This is a genomic window from Streptomyces microflavus (assembly GCF_014650075.1).
GTDB lineage: Bacteria > Actinomycetota > Actinomycetes > Streptomycetales > Streptomycetaceae > Streptomyces > Streptomyces microflavus.
The window spans coordinates 376,585-397,395 of record NZ_BMUG01000004.1 but is presented as its reverse complement, the minus strand read 5'-3'; the positions used below and the strand labels follow the sequence as shown (position 1 = coordinate 397,395).

21 protein-coding genes and 1 riboswitch are annotated in these 20,811 nt (G+C 70.4%); of the genes, 5 read left to right on the top strand and 16 right to left on the bottom strand.

What is annotated here, in order from left to right; genetic code table 11:
• Positions 1-57 precede the first annotated feature (57 nt).
• The 3 genes from IE264_RS14030 to mnmA all read right to left on the bottom strand — a co-directional run bounded on the left by IE264_RS14030 (position 58) and on the right by mnmA (position 3,527).
• The gene (locus tag IE264_RS14030; protein WP_032757542.1) at positions 58-969 is read right to left on the bottom strand and encodes an RloB family protein; all 912 of its coding nucleotides are present in this window, start codon (positions 967-969) and stop codon (positions 58-60) included.
• The gene (locus IE264_RS14025) at positions 966-2,237 is read right to left on the bottom strand and encodes an AAA family ATPase (protein WP_032757544.1); all 1,272 of its coding nucleotides are present in this window, start codon (positions 2,235-2,237) and stop codon (positions 966-968) included. Before IE264_RS14025 ends, IE264_RS14030 begins: the two co-directional genes overlap by 4 nt.
• Positions 2,238-2,396: 159 nt before the next feature.
• Positions 2,397-3,527, bottom strand: coding sequence for a tRNA 2-thiouridine(34) synthase MnmA (gene mnmA, locus IE264_RS14020; protein ID WP_032757546.1), 1,131 nt, complete (start codon positions 3,525-3,527; stop codon positions 2,397-2,399).
• Positions 3,528-3,588: 61 nt separating this feature from the next.
• Between mnmA and IE264_RS14015 the strand changes: the two genes are divergently transcribed.
• Complete coding sequence (locus tag IE264_RS14015) at positions 3,589-4,341, top strand: N-acetylmuramoyl-L-alanine amidase (protein ID WP_032757547.1); 753 nt, start codon at positions 3,589-3,591, stop codon at positions 4,339-4,341.
• A gap of 6 nt (positions 4,342-4,347) precedes the next feature.
• On the opposite strand, the gene IE264_RS14010 is transcribed toward IE264_RS14015, so the two are convergent.
• The 3 genes from IE264_RS14010 to IE264_RS14000 all read right to left on the bottom strand — a co-directional run bounded on the left by IE264_RS14010 (position 4,348) and on the right by IE264_RS14000 (position 6,281).
• A complete protein-coding gene (locus IE264_RS14010) occupies positions 4,348-5,517 on the bottom strand; it encodes a cysteine desulfurase family protein (protein WP_015611548.1) in 1,170 nt (389 codons plus the stop codon).
• A gap of 142 nt (positions 5,518-5,659) precedes the next feature.
• On the bottom strand, positions 5,660-6,004 hold the full coding sequence (locus IE264_RS14005; RefSeq protein WP_032757549.1) for a hypothetical protein: 345 nt from the start codon (positions 6,002-6,004) through the stop codon (positions 5,660-5,662).
• A 121-nt stretch (positions 6,005-6,125) separates the two neighbouring features.
• Complete coding sequence (locus tag IE264_RS14000) at positions 6,126-6,281, bottom strand: hypothetical protein (protein WP_015611546.1); 156 nt, start codon at positions 6,279-6,281, stop codon at positions 6,126-6,128.
• Between the two features lie 138 nt (positions 6,282-6,419).
• Between IE264_RS14000 and IE264_RS13995 the strand changes: the two genes are divergently transcribed.
• A complete protein-coding gene (locus tag IE264_RS13995; RefSeq protein ID WP_031124361.1) occupies positions 6,420-7,055 on the top strand; it encodes a TetR family transcriptional regulator in 636 nt (211 codons plus the stop codon).
• A gap of 36 nt (positions 7,056-7,091) precedes the next feature.
• Here the strand turns inward: IE264_RS13995 and IE264_RS13990 are convergent, their stop codons facing one another.
• The 10 genes from IE264_RS13990 to IE264_RS13945 form a co-directional block, all read right to left on the bottom strand.
• The gene (locus IE264_RS13990; protein WP_032757552.1) at positions 7,092-7,961 is read right to left on the bottom strand and encodes a thioesterase family protein; all 870 of its coding nucleotides are present in this window, start codon (positions 7,959-7,961) and stop codon (positions 7,092-7,094) included.
• 62 nt (positions 7,962-8,023) lie between these two features.
• Complete coding sequence (locus IE264_RS13985) at positions 8,024-8,695, bottom strand: trimeric intracellular cation channel family protein (protein ID WP_015611543.1); 672 nt, start codon at positions 8,693-8,695, stop codon at positions 8,024-8,026.
• Positions 8,696-8,713: 18 nt separating this feature from the next.
• The gene (locus IE264_RS13980; RefSeq protein WP_032757554.1) at positions 8,714-9,901 is read right to left on the bottom strand and encodes an ABC transporter ATP-binding protein; all 1,188 of its coding nucleotides are present in this window, start codon (positions 9,899-9,901) and stop codon (positions 8,714-8,716) included.
• Entirely contained in the window at positions 9,898-10,890 is a 993-nt protein-coding gene (locus IE264_RS13975; protein ID WP_032757556.1) for an ABC transporter ATP-binding protein, read from the bottom strand. Before IE264_RS13975 ends, IE264_RS13980 begins: the two co-directional genes overlap by 4 nt.
• A gap of 6 nt (positions 10,891-10,896) precedes the next feature.
• The gene (locus tag IE264_RS13970) at positions 10,897-11,859 is read right to left on the bottom strand and encodes an ABC transporter permease (RefSeq protein ID WP_015611540.1); all 963 of its coding nucleotides are present in this window, start codon (positions 11,857-11,859) and stop codon (positions 10,897-10,899) included.
• Position 11,860: 1 nt separating this feature from the next.
• Positions 11,861-12,865: an ABC transporter permease gene (locus tag IE264_RS13965; RefSeq protein ID WP_015611539.1), complete on the bottom strand. Its 1,005-nt coding sequence runs from the start codon at positions 12,863-12,865 to the stop codon at positions 11,861-11,863.
• An 85-nt stretch (positions 12,866-12,950) separates the two neighbouring features.
• Positions 12,951-14,621, bottom strand: coding sequence for an ABC transporter substrate-binding protein (locus tag IE264_RS13960; RefSeq protein WP_032757558.1), 1,671 nt, complete (start codon positions 14,619-14,621; stop codon positions 12,951-12,953).
• A gap of 233 nt (positions 14,622-14,854) precedes the next feature.
• Positions 14,855-15,646, bottom strand: coding sequence for an enhanced serine sensitivity protein SseB C-terminal domain-containing protein (locus IE264_RS13955; RefSeq protein ID WP_032757560.1), 792 nt, complete (start codon positions 15,644-15,646; stop codon positions 14,855-14,857).
• A gap of 188 nt (positions 15,647-15,834) precedes the next feature.
• Positions 15,835-16,605, bottom strand: a complete 771-nt coding sequence (locus IE264_RS13950; RefSeq protein WP_032757561.1) for an enhanced serine sensitivity protein SseB — start codon at positions 16,603-16,605, stop codon at positions 15,835-15,837.
• Positions 16,606-16,648: 43 nt separating this feature from the next.
• Entirely contained in the window at positions 16,649-17,344 is a 696-nt protein-coding gene (locus tag IE264_RS13945; protein ID WP_015611535.1) for an AAA family ATPase, read from the bottom strand.
• Between the two features lie 164 nt (positions 17,345-17,508).
• Positions 17,509-17,606, top strand: a riboswitch (glycine riboswitch).
• Positions 17,607-17,784: 178 nt separating this feature from the next.
• Between IE264_RS13945 and gcvT the strand changes: the two genes are divergently transcribed.
• The 3 genes from gcvT to glyA all read left to right on the top strand — a co-directional run bounded on the left by gcvT (position 17,785) and on the right by glyA (position 20,689).
• Positions 17,785-18,912 carry a glycine cleavage system aminomethyltransferase GcvT gene (gene gcvT, locus IE264_RS13940; RefSeq protein ID WP_032757562.1) on the top strand — a complete coding sequence of 376 codons (1,128 nt, stop codon included), beginning with the start codon at positions 17,785-17,787 and terminating at the stop codon, positions 18,910-18,912.
• A 120-nt stretch (positions 18,913-19,032) separates the two neighbouring features.
• Positions 19,033-19,410, top strand: coding sequence for a glycine cleavage system protein GcvH (gcvH, locus tag IE264_RS13935; RefSeq protein ID WP_006127740.1), 378 nt, complete (start codon positions 19,033-19,035; stop codon positions 19,408-19,410).
• A 19-nt stretch (positions 19,411-19,429) separates the two neighbouring features.
• A complete protein-coding gene (gene glyA / locus IE264_RS13930) occupies positions 19,430-20,689 on the top strand; it encodes a serine hydroxymethyltransferase (protein WP_015611532.1) in 1,260 nt (419 codons plus the stop codon).
• The last annotated feature ends 122 nt before the right edge of the window (positions 20,690-20,811 follow it).

Genomic DNA, 20,811 nt, shown 5'->3' with positions numbered 1-20,811 from the left:
TACGACTGGGAGACCGACGGGCCCAGAGGCCCGGGGAAGCGGAAGTGCTACGGCAGCCTAGACGCCCCAAGCTCCTGCTGAGTAACTGTGGCCCCGTTTCGTCGCTGTCCGTGAGGGGTCCTTGACGATGCCCAGGCTCACGATCAAGCGCCAGACGTCGGTCGACGGATCGCGTCGAAGCGTCTCGCAGTCGTGTGCGTGCCCCGAGCGCGCCGCCCACGCGGGCGTGGTCTTCGGCGGGTTGTCGCGGCTGAACCGGTTCGTCTTGGCGTTGTTCGCCTTGCACGAACCGTGCTCGCACTGGCTGACCAGACGCTTCGCCCGGGACACCGCCTCTTCCAGCAGTCCTTCTTCGTCCAGCGCCGCTCGCCGGTCGTCCTTGACGCTCTTGTCGTTCTTGGTGTCGAACTTCTTGAACGCGGGGTGCGCCTGCCGCAGCTTCTTGAGGATGTCCTTGTTCTTGCCGCTCTGACGCCCGCCGAAGTCCTGGAAATGGAGAAGCAGCCACAACTCGAAGGAGGGATGGGAGAAGCAGACCTCGGTGGAATCCTCCGCCGCTTCCCTCAATGCCTTCGGGATGTCGGTGTGCGCGTCGCGGTCGAACATGGCCCAGGCATCGTCTTCCATGGCCGTGTCCCGCACAGCGGCCACAGCCTCCGCTGGGGTATGGCCGTTCTTCTTGTAAACGGGCTGGATACGGAACTTCTGTCCCTCGTAACCGCTGCCGTCCCCGAATCTGGCATTGAGGTGGTTGAGGTAGTCCGGCTCGGTGGACTCGCCCTCGCAACCGACGTAGACCACGCGCACCGCCCGGGAATCGTCCGGCGGCGGACTCGGGGCCGGGATCAGGGGCTGCTCTTCGTCCTTGCCGCTCCGGCGCTTCTTCGGCTTCCGGGGAGCCGTCTCCGGCGAGTCCCCACTCCCGTCCTGCGCCGCCCGGTGCTGACGCTCGTCGTTCCACGTACTCACGCTGACGCCTTCGCCTCCTGCCAGGACACCTCACGGGCGATCTCGCCCGCGCTCACACGCGGGGTACCGCCGTACCGGCCCCGCAGATAGCCACGTTCCAGGTTCTCGCCGTCCGCCGGACGGGCTGCGGTGAGCGGGTAGATCTCGGTCGCTCCCGTGCGGTCCTTCGCCGTGAGCCAGACCTGATCACGGCCCAGTGGCCGGTCCAGGACCTCGCTGCCGAGCAAGGTGGCATCGTGCGTCGTGAAGATCAGTTGAGCGTTACGAGGATTCGCCTTCGGGTCCTGGAAGATCCGGACGACCTCGGCGGCCAGCGTGGGGTGGAGGCTCGAATCCAGCTCGTCGACCAGCAGCACAGCGCCCTTGTCGAGCACGGTGAGCATCGGGCCGAGGAAGGCGAACCAGGCATGCGTGCCGAAGGACTCCTCTGTGAGGAAGTCCAGTGAGACGTCCTGGCCCTCCGTGGTCCGGTGCCGCAGCCGGATCTCCTGTGTCTCGCGGTCGATCTCGATGCCGGTGACACCCAGGTCGGCCACCGAGAGCAGTTGCAGAATGCGCTCGGCGTAGTCACTCCGGCGGCCGGGTTCGCCGAGGAGTTCCTGTGTCCACTTCGTTCGGTGGACGACGTCCTCACCCGGCGTCATCAGCCACAGGTTGTCGAGGAACCAGCGGTACAGAGCCGAGAGCTGCTTGTCGTTGGCAGTGGCCGCCGTGGACAGGAACAGGGCGTCGGACCGGGTGAAGGAGACTAGCGCGTCTCGTTGGCCGACGAAACTGTCGCTTTCGAAGACGAACTCGCCGCCTTCCGACTCAGGCCGGTCGGCCTCCCGGTCGAACCAGATCTCCCGCTCCCCGTTGGGGTAGGCGTGCAGCCACTCGGCCTCCACCCGGTCGTCCGAGAGCTCGAAACCGTAGGTGAACCGGACCGGCTTTCGGCCGAGCGTGAGATCTACTTCGTAGAGGCTCGTCTCCTCGGAGCTTTCACGATCCAACTTGAAGGGCTTGCGGGGCACCCCGGGTGACTTGGGCCAGTCCGCGAAGGAGGTGCGCACAGCTGACCTCATGTCGCGCAGCGCGCTGACCAGGTTGGTCTTTCCTGAGGCGTTGGCCCCGAAGACGGCGACCACGGGGAGCGCCGTCACCTCATGGTCGTTGTGACGCAAACCGGTGTCGCGGGCGGTGCCTTCGTTCAGTGCCGTCCCGATCAGCGACAGCTCGCACTCGTCACGAATCGAGCGGTGATTGGCCACCCGAAAGCGCAGGAGCACCTGTACCTCCTGACAGGACGGGGAGGAGACTGCCCCGCCAATGCGTCTTCGCGCGGACGGTCCGCAAGGGACAGCCTATGACTGTCGAGCGGGCTGAGCCAGCCCGGCTTGATCATACGAGATGGCCGGGATACATCCGTCTAAGGGCGTCGGCCCGGATCAACCCGTCGACACCCGCTCGCGGCGGACCGTCGTCGCGATGGTGGCCGAGCCGACGACCCGGGTGCCGTCGTACAGCACGACCGCCTGGCCGGGGGCCACGCCCCGTACCGGCTCGGTGAAGGTGACGTTCAGCTCGCCGTCCACCAGCTCGGCCGTCACCTCGGTCTCGCCGCCGTGGGCGCGGAGCTGGGCGGTGTACGTTCCCGGGCCGGCCGGGGGCGTTCCGCACCAGCGGGGCTTGATGGCGGTCAGGGACGTCACGTCGAGGGCCTCGACGGGGCCCACGGTGACGGTGTTGTTCACCGGGGAGATGTCCAGCACGTAGCGCGGCTTGCCGTCGGGGGCGGGGTGGCCGATCTTCAGGCCCTTGCGCTGGCCGATGGTGAAGCCGAACGCACCGTCGTGGGTGCCCAGCTTCGAGCCGGACTCGTCGAGGATGTCGCCCTCGGCCGGGCCGCCGAGGCGGTTGGCCAGGAAGCCCTGGGTGTCGCCGTCGGCGATGAAGCAGATGTCGTGGCTGTCGGGCTTCTTGGCGACGGCGAGACCCCGTCGCTCGGCCTCGGCGCGGATCTCGTCCTTGGTGGTGAGGGTGTCGCCGAGCGGGAACATGGCGTGGGCGAGCTGCTTCTCGTCCAGGACGCCCAGCACATAGCTCTGGTCCTTGGCCATGTCGGAGGCGCGGTGCAGCTCGCGGCTGCCGTCCTCGGCGAGCTGGACCGTGGCGTAGTGGCCGGTGCAGACGGCGTCGAAGCCGAGGGCGAGGGCCTTGTCGAGCAGCGCGGCGAACTTGATCTTCTCGTTGCAGCGCAGGCACGGGTTGGGCGTGCGCCCGGCCTCGTACTCCGCGACGAAGTCCTCCACGACGTCCTCACGGAACCGTTCCGCGAGGTCCCAGACGTAGAACGGGATACCGATGACGTCGGCCGCGCGGCGGGCGTCCCGGGAGTCCTCGATGGTGCAACAGCCGCGCGCCCCGGTCCGGAAGGACTGGGGGTTCGCGGAGAGGGCGAGGTGGACACCGGTCACGTCGTGGCCCGCCTCGGCGGCACGGGCCGCGGCGACGGCGGAGTCCACGCCGCCCGACATCGCGGCGAGGACACGCAGGGGGCGCTGGGAAGTCTGAGTCATAGCCCCTCCAGGGTACGGGTCGCCGGGAACCGAACGCTCGCGGATATACGTTCACGATCACATGGGGAACAACGGAAGCACCCGGGCGTCGCGAAAGCCCTCGGAAAGGTCTTCGCGGAAGAAGCCCGTCGGCGGCGTCAGCCGGCGCGCACTGCTGATCGGCGGGGGTGCGGTGGTGGCGGCCGGCACGGTCGCCGTGCTCGTGCGCGACGAGGTGAAGCGGGCGTGGTGGCGGGTGCCCGGCGTGGAGAAGCCGCGCAAGGCCGGTGAGCTGGACTACGCGGGTGCCACCTGGGTCGCCGCGTCCGAGGCGAACTGGCGGCGGGCGGACCGCCCGGATGACTTCGGGATCGACCGGGTGATCATCCATGTCACCCAGGGCAGCTTCGACAGCGCGGTGCGGGTCTTCCAGGACCCCGCCCACCGGGCCGCGACGCACTACATCGTGGGTCAGGACGGGCGGGTGGTGCAGATGATCCGCGAGCTGGACGTGGCGTACCAGGCGGGCAACCGCTCCTTCAACGAGCGCGCCGTCGGCATCGAGCACGAGGGGTTCGTGGACCGGCCGAAGGACCTCACCAAGGCGATGTACGAGTCCTCGGCGCGTCTCACGGCGTCGATCTGCGCGCGGTACGACATACCCATCGACCGGGAGCACATCATCGGGCACGTGGAGGTGCCGGGCACCGACCACACCGACCCGGGACCGCACTGGGACTGGGACCGCTATCTGAAGCTGGTGCGGCGGGCGGCGACGGCACCGCCCACCCCCGCACCCACGGCTCCGGCTTCCGCTTCGGCGAAGGCGGAGTAGCGGCCGTCAGCTGAGTCCGGCCGTCCTCGCCCGCGCCACCGCCGGGCCGATCGCCCGCGCCAGCTCCTTCACGTCCTCCTCGGTCGAGGTGTGGCCGAGCGAGAAGCGCAGGGTGCCCCGGGCCAGGTCCGGGTCGGTCCCGGTGGCCAGGAGTACGTGGCTGGGCTGGGCGATCCCGGCGGTGCAGGCGGAGCCGGTGGAGCACTCGATGCCCTGGGCGTCCAGCAGCAGGAGGAGGGAGTCGCCCTCGCAGCCGGGGAAGCTGAAGTGCGCGTTGGCCGGGAGCCGCCCGGCCGGGTCCGGGTCACCGCCGAGGACGGCGTCCGGGACCGCATGGCGCACGGCGGCGACCAGCTCGTCGCGGAGCCCGCCGACGCGCCGGGCGAAGTGCTCGCGCCCCTCGGCGGCCAGCCGCCCCGCCACCGCGAAGGAGGCGACGGCGGGCACGTCCAGGGTGCCGGAGCGCACGTGCCGCTCCTGGCCGCCCCCGTGCAGGACGGGTACCGGGGTCTGGTCGCGGCCCAGTAGCAGGGCGCCGATGCCGAACGGGCCGCCGATCTTGTGGGCGCTGACGGTCATCGCGGCCAGTCCGGAGCGGGCGAAGTCGACCTCCAGCTGGCCGAAGGCCTGGACCGCGTCGGCGTGCATCGGGATCCCGAACTCGGCGGCCACCGAAGCCAGTTCCCGTACCGGCATGATCGTGCCGATCTCGTTGTTGGCCCACATCACGGTGATCATCGCAATGTCGTCGGGGTTGCGGAGGATCGCCTCGCGCAGGTCCTCGGGGTGGACCCGGCCGTAGCGGTCGACCGGGAGGTAGTCGACGGTCGCGCCCTCGTGCTCGGCGAGCCAGTCGACGGCGTCCAGGACCGCGTGGTGTTCGACGGGCCCGGCGAGGACCCGGGTGCGGCGGGGGTCCGCGCCGCGCCGGGACCAGTAGAGGCCCTTGACGGCGAGGTTGTCGGCCTCCGTGCCGCCGGAGGTGAGGACCACCTCGCTGGGGCGTGCGCCGAGGGCGTCGGCGAGGGTCTCTCTGGACTCCTCGACGGTGCGGCGGGCCCTGCGCCCGGCCGCGTGCAGGGAGGACGCGTTGCCGGTGACGGAGAGCTGGGCGGTCATCGCCTCGATCGCTTCGGGAAGCATCGGCGTGGTCGCGGCGTGGTCGAGGTAGGCCATGGTGGGCCCGATTCTACGAGCCGGGTCGGGGTGCCCGGTGGGCGCGTCACCATGCGGTGGGCGCGCGGGGGTGTGGCGGACCCGTGCGGGGCCCGGTCCGGAGCCCGATCCGGAACGGGGTGCGCGGCTCGGAGCGCGGGTGTCAGCCGCCGAGGTTCCAGGAGACCGTGCCGTTGACGGTGACCAGGACGGCCAGGACGACGAGGTCGGCGACACCGAGTGCGAGGCCGAGGTACGCACGGCCGGGGCGGCGGGTGCGGCGGGCCAGGGAGAGCAGCGCCATCACGATCGCGGTGGGGCCGAGGAGCAGGTTGAACGCCAGCAGGCCGACGAGGCCGAGGACGAACGAGGCGACGGCCAGCCCGTCCGCCTCACGGCCGGCGGCCCGGCGGGGGGCGGGGACGGGGGCGACCTCGGGGGCGACCTCGGAGGCCGGTGCGGACGCCGGGGCGGACGTGCGGGCACGGTCGGTGAGGGTGAGGGTCATGGTGCGAGCTCCTTCGGATCGGTCCGGGTGCGGCAGGCTCGGCGGGTGCGGGTGCGGGTGCGGGGCGGGTGCCGATACGGATCAGTGGGTCCGGATCGGCGGGCGCCGGTGCGGGCGCGGGTCAGCGGGTGCGGCGCGCGTGGCGCTCACGGGCGGCGAAGATCAGCAGCCAGCAGCCGATCACGGTCGCGGCGGCCAGCGAGACCGGGAGCGGGAGGTGGGCGACCGCCCCGAGGGCGATTCCCAGCAGGAGCAGCGCGGCGACGAGGACAAGCACGGCGGAACCTCTCTGTGCGAAGACTGTGCGAGGACTGCGCGAAGACGAAAGCCGTTCGGAGTACGAGTGTTCACTGACTTGCCAGCCTAAACCTCCGGCCCCTTCCTTGACTCGGAGAACGGTTGTTTACTGAATGGCATGAGTCACACCGCCGGAATCCGCCAGACCCAGAAGCTGAAGACCCGCCAGGCCCTCCTCGACGCCGCGCTCCTGCTGCTGGAGCACCAGAGCCTGAGCAGCCTGGGGCTGCGCGAGGTGACCCGGGCCGTCGGGGTCACCCCCACCGCCTTCTACCGGCACTTCGAGGACACCGCGGCGCTCGGTGTGGCCCTGGTGGAGGAGACGCTGGGCAGCCTGCACGGACTGATCGCCGCGGTGCTCACGGAGACGGGCGACAGCGAGGAGCGGCTGGACCGCAGCGTGGAGGTGATAGCGCGCCATGTCGGTGCGCAGCCCGCCCACTTCCGGTTCATCGCCCGGGAGCAGCACGGCGGGGTGGGCCCGGTGCGTGAGGCCATCGCGGCGCAGCTGTTCCGGTTCGCGGAGGAGGTGGCTCTCGCGCTCGGCCAGGAGCCGGGGTCGGCCGGGTGGAGCGAGGAGGATCTGCTGATGCTGGGCGGGTTCTACGTGGACCACATGGTGATGACCGCGTCGGCGCTGCTGGAGGCCGGCCCGGAGCGCGAGCGGGAGGTGGTCAGGCAGACCCGGCGGCGGCTGCGGCTGGTCACCATCGGCCGCGCCCACTGGCTCGACGAGGCGCCCGCCCGGGACTGAGCCCGGACGGGCGCGGGAGACGTCGTACGCGTACGCCTACTTGGCGCGCGGGGCCTTCGCCAGCTGGCGGGACTGGGCGACGAGGCGGTCGGCGCTGTCCCAGACCTCGGCGTCCTCCTCCAGGAAGCCGCCCGCGAGGTTGCGGGTGGTGATGGAGACGCGCAGCGGGCCCGGGGCGGGGCGGCAGCGGATGTGGGTGGTGAGCTCGACGGTGGGGGTCCAGCCGGTGAGGCCCAGCTCGAAGGAGGTCGGCGGCAGGGCGTCCACGGTGAGCAGCAGGGAGAGCGCGTCGGCGTCGCGGCCGTCCGCGAGGCCGAACCAGCCGCGCATCTCGCCCTTGCCGGACGGGGCGCCGACCGCCCAGCCGACGGTCGCGGGGTCCAGCTTGATGTCGAGGCGGTCGGTGATGGCGGAGCTGCCGGGGATCCTGGGCGCGCCGTCGCTCGGGCCGAGGCAGTGGTCCCGGTCGGGCATGGCGGGCGGCAGGGCGGTGGTGCGTACGTCGTCGGGCAGGGCGTCCAGGTCGCCGTAGGTGGCGAGGACCCGGATGCGCTCGATCTCGCTGCCGTCCTCGGCGTACTGGAAGAGCGAGGCCTGGCCGGTGGAGAGGGTGCGGCCGGTGCGGACGGTCTGGGTCCGGATGACCGCGGGGCCGGGGACGGAGGCGGTGAGGTAGTGCGCGGAGACCGAGAACGGGTCGGCGTGCGGGAGTGCCTCGCCCAGCGCGCGGCCGAGGAGCGCCAGCAGGTAGCCGCCGTTGACGGCGTGGATGATGGTCCAGCCCGCGGAGAGCTCCGCGTCGTAGACGCCCTCTTCGCGCAGGGTGACCGCGGTGTCCCGGTCGAACTCGCTGTCGCCGATGGTTGCCCGGGCGGTCTGTGCCGCCTCTGTCGCTGCCTGTGCCATGAAAGGGACGGTACACCGATTGTATTACTGAGCGGTAGCTTTTTCGTTGCGCGAAGATGGCGTCAGGTCGCCGCCGAGCCCTCCTCGGCCCGCGCGGAGGACCGGTTGTAGGCACGCGGCGCCCGCCAGTGGAAGCGCAGGGCCAGCAGACGGAGGGTGAACGCGGCGATGACCGCCGTACCGCTGGTGAAGGCGTTGAGGGTGTCGAAGCGGATGCACAGGACGACCATGGTCGCGCCGACGATCGCGGGCACCGCGTACAGGTCGCGGTCCCAGCGCAGCAGCGAGGGCACCTCGTTGGCCAGCACGTCCCGCAGCACACCGCCGCCGACCGCGGTGGCCAGGCCCAGCGCCGCCGATGCCGTGAGCCCGAGGCCGTACTCGTACGCCTTGACCGTGCCGGTCACGCAGAACAGGCCGAGCCCCGCCGCGTCGAAGACGTTGACGCCCACCTGGATGCGCTCCACGTGCGGGTGGAGGAAGAAGACCAGGGCGGCGGCGAAGAGCGGGGTGATGAAGTAGCCGAGGTCGGTGAAGGCGGCGGGCGGGATCGCGCCGATCATCACATCACGGAACAGCCCTCCGCCCAGCGCTGTCACCTCGGCGAGAACGGCGATGCCGAAGACATCGAAGTTCTTGCGTACGGCGAGCAGGGCGCCCGAGATCGCGAAGACGAAGATCCCGACGAGGTCGAGCGCATGCTGGACGGAGGGCGTGAACAGTTCGGTGAGCACCGGGCAATTGTGCCGGTCTCAGGCCTTGGGGCTCTCCTCCGCCCGTTCGGCCTCTCCCGCGTCGGCCTGAGCCGGTACGGTCGCGGGCTCCTCCTCCTTCTTCACGGGAGCGTCGGCGGTCTCCGCGTCCCCCTCCGAGACCTCCACCGCCTCGGTGGCCACAGCCTCCGTGGAGATGACCGCCTCGATCCCGGTCGCCAGGGTCTGCTTCACCGTCCCGGCCTCGATCTCGGCCGTGAAGTGGCAGGCCACCTTGTGCCCGTCACCGGTGTCCAGCAGCGGCGGGCGCTCCGTGGCGCACTTGGTCTCCTGTACCCAGGGGCAGCGGGTGTGGAAGCGGCAGCCGGCCGGCGGGTTGGCCGGGGAGGGCAGGTCGCCGTGGAGCAGGATGCGCTCGCGGCGGTCCTCGACCTCGGGGTCGGGCACCGGGACGGCCGACATCAGCGCCTTGGTGTACGGGTGCCGGGGCCCCGCGTACAGCGCGTCGCTCGGCGCCTCCTCGACCAGACCGCCGAGGTACATGACCCCGATGACGTCCGAGATGTGCCGGACCACGGCGAGGTCGTGGGCGATGACCAGGTAGGTCAGGCCCAGCGACTCCTGGAGCTCCTCCAGCAGGTTGATGACCTGCGCCTGGACCGAGACGTCCAGCGCGGACACCGGCTCGTCGCAGATGATCACGTCGGGTTCCAGGACCAGCGCGCGGGCGATGCCGATGCGCTGGCGCTGGCCGCCGGAGAACTCGTGCGGGTAGCGGGACATCGCGTTGGACGGCAGGCCGACCTTGGCGAGGATCTCCTTGATCTTCTCCCGGCGCTCGGCCTGGTCCTTGCCGATGTTGTGGGCGGCCATGCCCTCGGCCAGGATCGACTCGATGTTCTGCCGGGGGTTGAGGCTGCCCAGCGGGTCCTGGAAGACCATCTGGAGGCGGCGGCGGAAGGCCCGCATCTCCTCGGAGGGCAGCTTCGCGAGGTCGGTGCCGTCGAAGACGACCGCGCCGTCGGTGATGTCGTTCAGCCGCAGGACCGCACGGCCGAGCGTCGTCTTGCCGCAGCCCGACTCGCCGACGAGGCCGTAGGTCTGGCCGGCCTCCACGCTGAGCGAGACGCCGTCGACGGCGTAGACGTGGCCCACCGTACGGTCGAAGAAGAGGCCCTTCTTGACCGGGAAGTGGACTTTGACGCCGTCCAGTTCGAGCAGACTCATGCCGGGACCTCCGCCTGGGGCAGGACCGGGTTGACGCAGCGCACCTGGTGTCCGGTGGCGCGTGGTTCGGTCAGTTCGGGGGTGCCGGTGAGGCACTCCAGCGTGTAGTGGTCGCAACGGGGTGCGAAGGCGCAGCCGTCGGCCCAGGCGATCTTGTCGTTGATGGAGCCGCGGATCGGGCGGAGCGGCTCGCCGCGCGGCGCGTCCAGCCGCGGGATGGAGCCGAGCAGCCCGTGCGCGTACGGATGGGTGGGGTGGGCGAACAGCTCGCGGCGGCCCGCCGATTCCACCGCCCGGCCCGCGTAGAGGACGTTGACCTCGTCGCAGAGGCCGGCCACCACACCGAGGTCGTGAGTGATCATCAGCAGGGCGGTGCCCTCCTGGTCGACCAGCTCCTTGAGGAGCTCCAGGATCTGCGCCTGGATGGTCACGTCGAGTGCCGTGGTCGGCTCGTCGGCGATCAGCAGGCGGGGCGCGCAGGCCACCGCCATGGCGATCAGCGCACGCTGGCGCATACCGCCGGAGAGCTGGTGCGGGTACTCCTTGAGCCTCCGGTCCGGGTCGGGGATGCCGACCCGGTCCAGCAGCGACGCCGCTTCCTTGCGGGCCTTCTCGCCCTTGAGGCCGCGGTGGCGCTGGAGGATCTCGGTGACCTGGATGCCGATGGGGACGACCGGGTTCAGCGAGGAGAGCGGGTCCTGGAAGATCATCGCCAGCTGGCTGCCGCGCAGGTCGCGGAGCTTGCGCTCGCTGATGCCCAGCAGGTTCCGGCCGTCGAACTCGGCCCGCCCGCCGATCCGTACACCCTTGCGGGGCAGCAGCCCCATCAGGGCGAGCGAGGTGACGGACTTGCCGCACCCCGACTCGCCCACCAGGCCGACGACCTGGCCCTGGTCGACGTCGAAGGAGACGCCGTCCACGGCCGTGGCGTCCTTGCGGCCGCGCGCGGTGAAGGTGACGCTGAGTTCTTCAACTGAGAGCAGTGGCATGGGACTTCAGCCTCGCAGCTTCGGGTCGAGGGCTTCGCGCATGGCCTCGCCGAGCAGGGTGAAGCCGAGTGCGGTGATGATGATCCCGATGGCCGGATAGGCGGCCATCATCGGCTCGTTGTCGAAGAAGCGCTGCGCCTGGGAGAGCATCACGCCCCACTCGGGAACGGCCGGGTCGGGGTTGCCGAGCCCCAGGTAGGAGAGGGCCGCCGCCTCGATGATCGCGGTGGCGAGGCTGAGCGTCGCCTGGACGATCACCGGGCTCAGCGAGTTCGGCAGGATCTGGGTCAGCACGATCCGCTTGCGGCGGATACCGACGGCCTTCGCGGCGAGCACGTAGTCCGCGCCGCCCTGGACCAGCATCGAACCGCGCAGCAGGCGGGCGAAGATGGGGATCTGGACGACGCCGACGGCGATCATCACGGTGGTCAGCGACTGTCCGAGGACCGCGGCGATGGAGACCGCGAGGAGCAGGGACGGCAGCGACAGCATGATGTCGGTGACGCGCATGATCACGGTGTCGACGCGCTGTCCGACCTTGCCGCCGAGGGTGGCGGCGGCGCCGGAGAGGATGCCGACCGCCGCGCCGATGATCAGGCCGATGAGCATGGAGACCACACCGACGAGGAGCGTCTGGCGGGCCCCGACGAGCCAGCGGGAGAACATGTCGCGGCCCAGGTGGTCCAGGCCGAACCAGTTCTCGCCGCGCATGCCGACGAACTTCCCCTGGTTGGGGAAGACCTCGCTGCGCCAGTTCTGCGCGGTGGGGCCGTGCGGGGCGAGCATCGGGCCGACGATGGCGACCAGGACGAACGCGGCGATGATCGCCGCACCGATGATCGCCATCTTGCTGGAGCGCATCCGGCGGAACGCCTCGCGCCAGAGGCTGGTGCCGGTGACGGCCTCGGAGCTCTGGGTCAGCTCGGCGAGGCGGTCGATCTTGTCTGCTTTGTTGGTCAGGATCGTCACGTCAGTGCACCCGGACTCTCGGGTCGATGATGCTGTACGCGAGGTCGACCAGGAGGTTGATGATCACGTACACCATCGCGATGAAGAGAATGAACCCGACGAGGACCGGGTAGTCGCGGCCGTCGATCGCGGTACGGATGAAGGAGCCGAGGCCACCGAAGTCGAAGACGGACTCGGTGAGCACCGCACCGGAGAGCAGGCTGCCGGTCAGCAGGCCGACCGCGGTGATCACCGGCAGCAGCGCGTTGCGCAGCACATGGCGTCCGCGGACGACGCGCTTGTCCAGCCCCTTGGACTCGGCGGTACGGATGTAGTCCTCGCCGAGCACCTCCAGGACGCTGGCACGGGTCATCCGGACGATGACGGCGAGCGGGATCGAGGCCAGCGCGACGGCGGGCAGGATCAAGTGCATGATCGCGTTCCAGCTCGCGTCGAACTCGCCGGTCAACAGGCCGTCCAGGACGGCGAATCCGGTGACGTCGGTGGCGTTGAGGCCGCTGTCGAGCCGGCCCTGGCTCGGGAACCACTGCAGCTGCACGGAGAAGATCCCGCGCAGCAGTACGGCCAGGAAGAAGACCGGGATGCAGATGCCGAGCAGCGATCCGGAGACGGACGCGACGTCCAGCCAGCCGCCGCGGTGCTTGGCCGCGAGGTACCCCATCGGGATGCCCAGGACGACGGCGATCAGGATCGCCGCGACGCTCAGCTCCACGGTGGCGGGGAAGGCGCGGGTGAATTCGTCCCACACCGGCTGTCCGGTCTGGACGGAGGTTCCGAGGTCGAGCTCGAAGATGCGCTTCAGGAAGCGCCAGTACTGCACGTGCACCGGCTCGTCGAGCCCGAGTGCACGGTTGATTCTCGCCACTTCGGCTTCGGTGGCCCGCTCGCCCAGGATCGCTGAGGCGGGTCCGCCGGGCAGTCGGTTCAGCCAGAGGAACAGCAGGACCGACAGGCCGAGCAGGGTGGGAATGAGCTGGAGAAGTCTTCTTACGACGAGTCGCAGCACCCCGCATGCCCCTTTCTCACGTGCGTCGATGCGGGTCCGCCCGGCCACCTGGTTGCTGTGGCCGGGCGGACCCGCTGATGTGCGATTACTTGAAGGAGACCTCGGCGAAGTTCTCCTGCGTCAGCGGGGAGACCCTCGGCGGGTTGACGTTCTTGGCGAACGCGATCGCCGGCGGCGACGAGGAGATCGGCACGCCCGGGACGTACTCCATGATGGCCTCGTTGGCCTTCTTGTACGCCTCGGTGCGGGCCGCCGGGTCGGTGACCTTGGAAGCGGCGTTCACGGCATCGAAGACCTTCTGGTCCTTGAAGCCCCACTGCTTGTCGGGCCCGGCGAACCAGGTGCCGATGAAGTTGTAGCCGTCGTTGAAGTCACCGGTCCAGCCGAGCAGGTGCAGGGCGCAGGAGCCGGCCTCGGTGGCGTCCAGGTAGTCCGGGGCCCACTTCATGGCCTTCGGCTTGACGGTGATGCCGGCCTTCTCCAGGTCGGCCTTCATCAGCTCGAACATGTCCTGCGGGGCAGGCATGTACGGGCGGGTGACCTCGGTCGGGTAGCAGAACTCGATGCTGAGCTTCTCCTCACCGGCCTGCTTGAGGAGGTCCTTCGCCTTGGCGGTGTCGAAGGGGTACGTCTTCACCTTGTCCGAGAAGCCGGCGACCGTGTCGGGCATGAACTGGGTCGCGGCCTTGCCGCCCTCGGGCAGCTGGGTGTTGACGAGGTTCTCGCGGTCGATGGCGTGCGTGATCGCCTGGCGGACCTCGGGCTTCTTCAGCGCCGGGTTCGCGCTCTGGCTCATGCCGACGTAGAAGATGTTGAAGACGTCGCGGGTCGGGACCTCGAAGCCCTCCTTCTCCAGCGTCGTCACATCGGCCGGGGCCACCAGGTCGTAGCCGTCGATGTCACCCGCCTGGAGCGCCTGGCGGCGGGTCTCCTCGGTGGAGATGGTGCGGAAGACCAGGTTCTTCACCTTGGCCTTCTCACCCCAGTAGCCGTCGAAGGCCTCCAGGGAGACCTCCTTGTTGCCCTTGTTCCACTTGGTGATCTTGTACGGGCCGGTGCCGGCGACCGTGCCGGCCTCCTGGCTGTACTTGGGGTACGTGATCGCGTCGCCCTTGGCGGTCGCGTTCTGCTTCGCGTACTCCTTGAGCGCCTTCGGCGAGTGGATCGCGAGCGCCTGGAGGGAGAATCCGCCCGGCAGGTTCGCCGAGGGCTCGTTCACCTCGATGACAGCCGTGTTGTCGTCCTTGGCGGTGCAGGACTTGTAGTTCGGCTTGGGCGTCTCGGGGTCCTCGTTCTTCGCGAACCCGCCCATGATGGTCTGCCAGTAGTAGGAGACCGCGCTGGACTGGTACGTGCCCGTCCAGTTGAACCAGTAGTCGTAGTTCGCGCAGACCGCGGCGGCGTTGAGCGCCTCGCCGTCGTGGAACTTCACGCCCTGGCGCAGGTTGAACGTCCAGACCTTGCCGGCCGGGTCGCTCTCCCACTTCTCGGCGAGGCCGCCGACCAGCTTGCTTCCGCCGGGCTCGTGCTCCAGCAGCGCCTCGAACGCCTGACGGGTGACGCGGAACGTCTCGCCGTCGCTCGCGAGGGCCGGGTCGAGGGAACCGGGGTCACCGGATCCGGCGAAGACGAAGGTGTCCTTGTCGCCCCCCTTGGACTCGCCCGCGTCCCGCTCGCTGGAACAGCCCGTGGCGATCAGACCGACAGCGACCGCTGTCGTGATCGCCCGGACAGCCCGGGACTTGAATATGCGCATGGGTCCACCCCTGGTTCGCCATGTGGTGAGGTTTGATGGCCGCACACTACAGACGGGGTGCACCGCAAGAGAACAGTCCGGATAGCGGTGAGACCTAGTCGAGACCCGGACAGTTAACAAACCGTCCAGTTCCGGGACATCCCTCCGCGCCCGGTTAACAAGCCGGACATCTGGGGGTGTTCGGCGAGGCCGGTCCCCTCGCGCGGATCGGTGGCGCCGGAACGACCCGCAGCTCAGCGGTGCTGCTGGGGCGGGTATCCGTACCCGGGGGCGGCGGCGGGCGGCGCACCCACCGGGGCGTGCGCCTCGCGGTCGTAGAACGGGCGGGCGTTGGCGCGCAGCCACATCGCGACCGGGTCGTACTCGTCGGACATGGCGACGGTGGAGACGGGCAGCCCGTCGGGGACCGCGCCGATCGACTGCCGCATCATCGCGCGCACCGCGTCGACGGAGGCCCGCCCGGTGTCGTACAGGTCGAGCCCGATCGCGAGGTACGGGACGCCGACCGCGGGGTGCACCCAGACGCGGCGCAGGGCGCGGACGGCCGGGGTGCGGTGGGCGTTCTGGGTGAGCTGGGCGTAGAACTGCGGGAGCTCCACGGCGGGCTCGGTCAGCCGGAGCGGGCCCGCGGGCAGCCGGTCCAGGCCGGTGGCGATCCGGCGCAGGTCGAGCCAGGGGATGCCGACGCCGCCGCCCGGGGCGTGCGGGTTGAGCCAGATGCCCCAGCGGTCGGGGAAGAGGGCGCGGGCGATGTCCCGGCCGGAGACCAGCTCATGGGCCCGGCTCCAGCCGCTGGCGGAGAGCTCCTGGGCGGAGGTGACGCACGGGGCGTACCCCAGGCCGTCGATCTCCATGGAGCCGTACTGGGAGTCCGGTGAACCGGCCGTGCCGTTCCAGAGCAGCATCCAGACCCGGCCGTCGGCGAGGGCCGCCAGCAGCGCCTCGTAGGCGTCGTAACGCCCGGGGGTCACCTGGCGCAGCATGTGCTCGACCTGACCGGCCGCCGCAGTGCCTGACGCACTCACCCTGGGTTCCGCCCCTCATCGATCCGTCGACGCTCCCGGGCACACGGGAGCGGCCCCGCCATCAAACCAGCTTATGCGCCACTTCTGACACCGACTTGACGCCACGGTCCCCGGCGCCGGTGCCCGGGCGCCTCGCGAGCACCTTCCGACGCGGTCAGTGGCCCTCGCACCGGTGCCTTGCGGCGCGGTCAGTGGCCCTCTCGCCGGTAGAAGGGCCGCACTTTCTCCCGCATCCAGTCGCCGACCAGGTCCTGGGCCACGTCCAGCAGGACCAGGTTCACCGGCCAGGGCACCTCGGCCCGGCCGAGCGCCCGCCCCAGGGCGTCCATCGGGGCGCTCTGGCCCGCACCGTCCCAGGTGGCGAACTCGACGCCGACGAAGAGGACGGGGTCGCCGCCCTCGATGCTGGCCAGGGCCCGGCGGGCGGTGGACACCACGCCGGTGGCCTCGAACTCGGCGGAGACGGCGGTGAGGAAGTCGACGGGATCGTGCTGCCAGTCCGGTTCGTACAGCTTGACCCGGCCGCCGCCGGCGGGCCCGTCCAGGGCGGTGCGTCCGGCGCGGCAGAGTTCGGCGACGGCGGGCGGCGGCAGCGGGATGCCGACCGCGCCGCCCGGGTTCACCGCGATGCCGACCTGCGGGGGCAGGCCCCGGGCGAAGTCGCGGGCGGGCGCCACGGCGAAGGACATGTGGCTGCCGACGCAGCTGAGGAACTGGCCCTCGGAGCTGAAGACGGGCACGTACGCGGCGCCGTCGATGTCCATCATCGGCAGGTCGAGGTCGGCGCTGGCGGGCGAGCCGCCGTTGGGCAGCGGCACCCAGACCGAGCTGCGGCCGAGCACCTCGACGAGGCGGCCGCCCGCATCGGCGACGCCGAGGGAGGCCGTCAGCACCTCTTCGAGTTCGTTGGCGGGCCACCCGTGCTGGGGGTGTGCCTGGACCTGGGCCGCAATGTCCACTGCCTCTGTGCCTCTCTCAGCTGTCGTCGCTCCGCCCAGAACCCTAACCGGAGCGGGCGTCGGAGCGGCCGTCCGTGAAGGAGATCCGGCTCAGGGCCCGCGCGGCCGCCCGGTCCAGCAGCACCGCCGAGGCGCAGCCGGCGGGCAGCGCTCCCCGTTCGGTGTCGCGGATCAGCCGGGCCACCGCGTGCCGGTGGCGGGCGAAGGCGTAACCGGAGACGCCCCGGCCGCGCTCGCGCTGCCCCTGGCGGGCCGTCCCGGGGTCCACGTCCAGCAGGAGCAGGTGCAGGGTGCGGCCCCGGCGTGCGGCGTGCCGGGCGAGCCAGCGGCGTACCCAGGTCTGCGTACCGCAGTCGTGGACGACGACGGATTCGCCGGAGCGCAGGTCGGCCCAGAGCCCGAGGTAGTGGGCGGCGCGGACCAGGGGGCGGTAGAGGGCGTAGGGGAGTAAGCGGGGCAGGGCGGCGGCCCAGCGGTCGCGGGTGTTCTGCGAGTCGACGGCGCGGCCGCTCACGGCCTGCCGGATCAGGGTGGACTTGCCCCCGCCGGGCAGTCCGGAGACGACCACGATGTCGCCCGCGGTGAAGTCGAGGCTGTACGGGCCGTAGCCGGTGCGCGCGCGCAGATCGCGTACCACCGGCGCACGGGTGTCCAGCAGCTCTCGCGCGGGTGCGCCGGACTGTGCGGGCATCGCGCCGTGCGCGACCCCCGCGGTCGGTACCGACCGCTGCAACGCCATCGCCCATCCCCCTGCTGTCGGGCCGCACTCGCCTGCCCCTGAAGTGTAAAGAAATGGCAAGGCTCCACAACCGCCCCCGCCGTTCGCACAAGCGTTGCGGACCGGCCGCCCCACTCTGCCGCAAGGCGTGCGATGATGACCCCGCCAACTGCATACCGGCCGTTCGAATCCACGCGGGAGAGTTCCGGCCACAGTGTGAGCCGGGCGCCGAAGGAGCAAGATCCTCCCTTGAATCTCTCAGGCCCCGTACCGCGTGGATGAGGCAGATCTGAAAAGCGAGCCGCCCTGCGGCTCCACCCAAGGTGCAAGCCGAGCCCTGTGAACAGGGGCACCCCTACTCCAGGGGCATACCCCGTCAGGGGCTATCGGCGAACCTCTCAGGTTCCGATGACAGATGGGGAGGATTCGTCCTGACGTCGTCATGCCCTGGAGCCGTATCCATGAGCACTGCCCCCCGTCTCACCGCCCTCGACGCGCTGCACCGCTCGCTCGGCGCCACCATGACCGACTTCGCGGGCTGGGACATGCCGCTGCGGTACGCCAGTGAGCGCGACGAGCACAACGCCGTACGCACTCGGGCCGGTCTCTTCGACCTGTCGCACATGGGCGAGATCACCGTCACCGGACCCGAGGCCGCGGCCTTCCTGAGCTACGCGCTGGTGGGCAACATCGCCACCGTCGGCAACGGCCGGGCCCGCTACACGATGATCGTCCAGGAGGACGGCGGGATCGTGGACGACCTGATCGTCTACCGCTTGGGCGAGACGGAGTACATGGTCGTCGCCAACGCGGGCAACGCGCAGATCGTGCTGGACGCGCTGACCGCCCGGGTGGCGGGCTTCGACGCCGAGGTGCGCGACGACCGGGACGCGTACGCGCTGCTCGCGGTCCAGGGCCCGGAGTCGCCCGCCATCATGAAGGCCGTCACCGACGCCGACCTGGACGGGCTGAAGTACTACGCGGGCCTGCCGGGCACGGTCGCCGGGGTCCCCGCGCTCATCGCCCGTACCGGCTACACCGGCGAGGACGGCTTCGAGCTGTTCGTCGCCCCCGTCCACGCCGAGCAGCTGTGGCGGGCGCTGACGGAGGCCGGCGAGGCGCACGGGCTGATCCCGTGCGGCCTCTCCTGCCGGGACACGCTGCGCCTGGAGGCGGGCATGCCGCTGTACGGGCACGAGCTGACGACGGCGCTGACCCCGTTCGACGCGGGCCTGGGCCGGGTCGTGAAGTTCGAGAAGGAGGGCGACTTCGTCGGGCGCGAGGCGCTCACCGCCGCCGCCGAGCGCGCCGAGAGCGCCCCGCCGCGCAAGCTGGTCGGCCTGATTGCCGAGGGCCGCCGGGTCCCGCGCGCGGGCTACCCCGTTGTCGCCGTGGGCGGGCCCGACGGCAAGGTGATCGGTGAGGTCACCTCCGGCGCCCCCTCCCCCACCCTGGGCAAGCCGATCGCCATGGCGTACGTGGACGCGGCCTTCGCCGCGCCGGGCACCGAGGGCGTGGGCGTGGACATCCGGGGCACGCACGAGCCGTACGAGGTCGTCGCGCTGCCGTTCTACAAGCGCCAGAAGTGATATCCCGGAAGAAACCGGGCTTCTCGCTCCACTCGGGCGTCACGGAAGTGACGTACCTCCGTCTCACACCGTAAGACCACCGTTCATCAGCACTCCCCCGCGTACAGGAGAATTCAGGTCATGAGCAACCCCCAGCAGCTGCGGTACAGCAAGGAGCACGAGTGGCTGTCGGCCGTCGAGGACGGCGTGGCCACGATCGGCATCACGGAGTACGCGGCCAACGCGCTCGGTGACGTCGTCTATGCCCAGCTTCCGGAGGTCGGTGACACGGTGACCGCGGGTGAAACCTGCGGCGAGCTGGAGTCGACCAAGTCCGTCAGCGATCTGTATTCGCCGGTGACCGGCGAGGTGACGGCGGCCAACCAGGACGTCGTGGACGACCCCTCGCTGGTGAACTCCGCTCCCTTCGAGGGCGGCTGGCTGTTCAAGGTGCGCGTCGCGGAGGAGCCGGCCGATCTGCTCTCCGCCGACGAGTACACCGCGTTCTCCGGCAACTGAGACCTTAAGGGACCCCCTGATGTCGCTTCTGAACTCCTCACTCCACGAGCTGGACCCGGACGTCGCCGCCGCTGTCGACGCCGAGCTCCACCGCCAGCAGTCCACCCTCGAAATGATCGCCTCGGAGAACTTCGCTCCGGTCGCGGTCATGGAGGCGCAGGGCTCCGTACTCACCAACAAGTACGCCGAGGGCTACCCCGGCCGCCGCTACTACGGCGGCTGTGAGCACGTCGACGTGGTCGAGCAGATCGCGATCGACCGGATCAAGGACCTGTTCGGCGCCGAGGCCGCGAACGTCCAGCCGCACTCCGGTGCGCAGGCGAACGCCGCCGCGATGTTCGCGCTGCTGAAGCCGGGCGACACGATCATGGGCCTGAACCTGGCCCACGGTGGTCACCTGACCCACGGCATGAAGATCAACTTCTCCGGCAAGCTCTACAACGTGGTCCCGTACCACGTCGACGAGAGCGGCATCGTGGACATGGAGGAGGTCGAGCGCCTCGCCAAGGAGTCCCAGCCGAAGCTGATCGTGGCCGGCTGGTCCGCCTACCCGCGCCACCTCGACTTCGCCGCCTTCCGCCGGATCGCGGACGAGGTCGGCGCGTACCTGATGGTCGACATGGCGCACTTCGCGGGCCTCGTCGCGGCCGGGCTGCACCCCAACCCGGTGCCGCACGCCCACGTCGTCACCACCACCACGCACAAGACCCTCGGCGGTCCGCGCGGCGGCGTGATCCTCTCCACCCAGGAGCTCGCCAAGAAGATCAACTCGGCGGTCTTCCCGGGTCAGCAGGGCGGCCCGCTGGAGCACGTGATCGCGGCCAAGGCGGTCTCGTTCAAGATCGCGGCGGGCGAGGAGTTCAAGGAGCGCCAGCAGCGCACCCTGGACGGCGCCCGGATCCTCGCCGAGCGCCTGGTCCAGCCGGACGTCACCGAGGTGGGCGTCTCCGTCCTCTCCGGCGGCACCGACGTGCACCTGGTCCTGGTCGACCTGCGCAACTCCGAGCTGGACGGCCAGCAGGCCGAGGACCGGCTCCACGAGCTGGGCATCACGGTCAACCGGAACGCCATCCCGAACGACCCGCGCCCCCCGATGGTCACCTCGGGCCTGCGGATCGGCACCCCGGCGCTGGCCACCCGCGGCTTCGGCACCGAGGACTTCACCGAGGTCGCGGAGATCATCGCCGCCGCCCTCAAGCCGTCCTACGACGCGGACGACCTCAAGGCCCGCGTGGTGGCGCTGGCCGAGAAGTTCCCGCTGTACCCCGGCCTGAAGTAGCACCTGGCCTGCGGTTCTGCGCATAAGGGCGGGGCACCGCGCACACTGAACGAGTGAGCGTGGTGCCCCGTCCCATGTCCCCCGCTCCACCCTTTGCCCCGCTTGCCCCACTTGCACCGCGG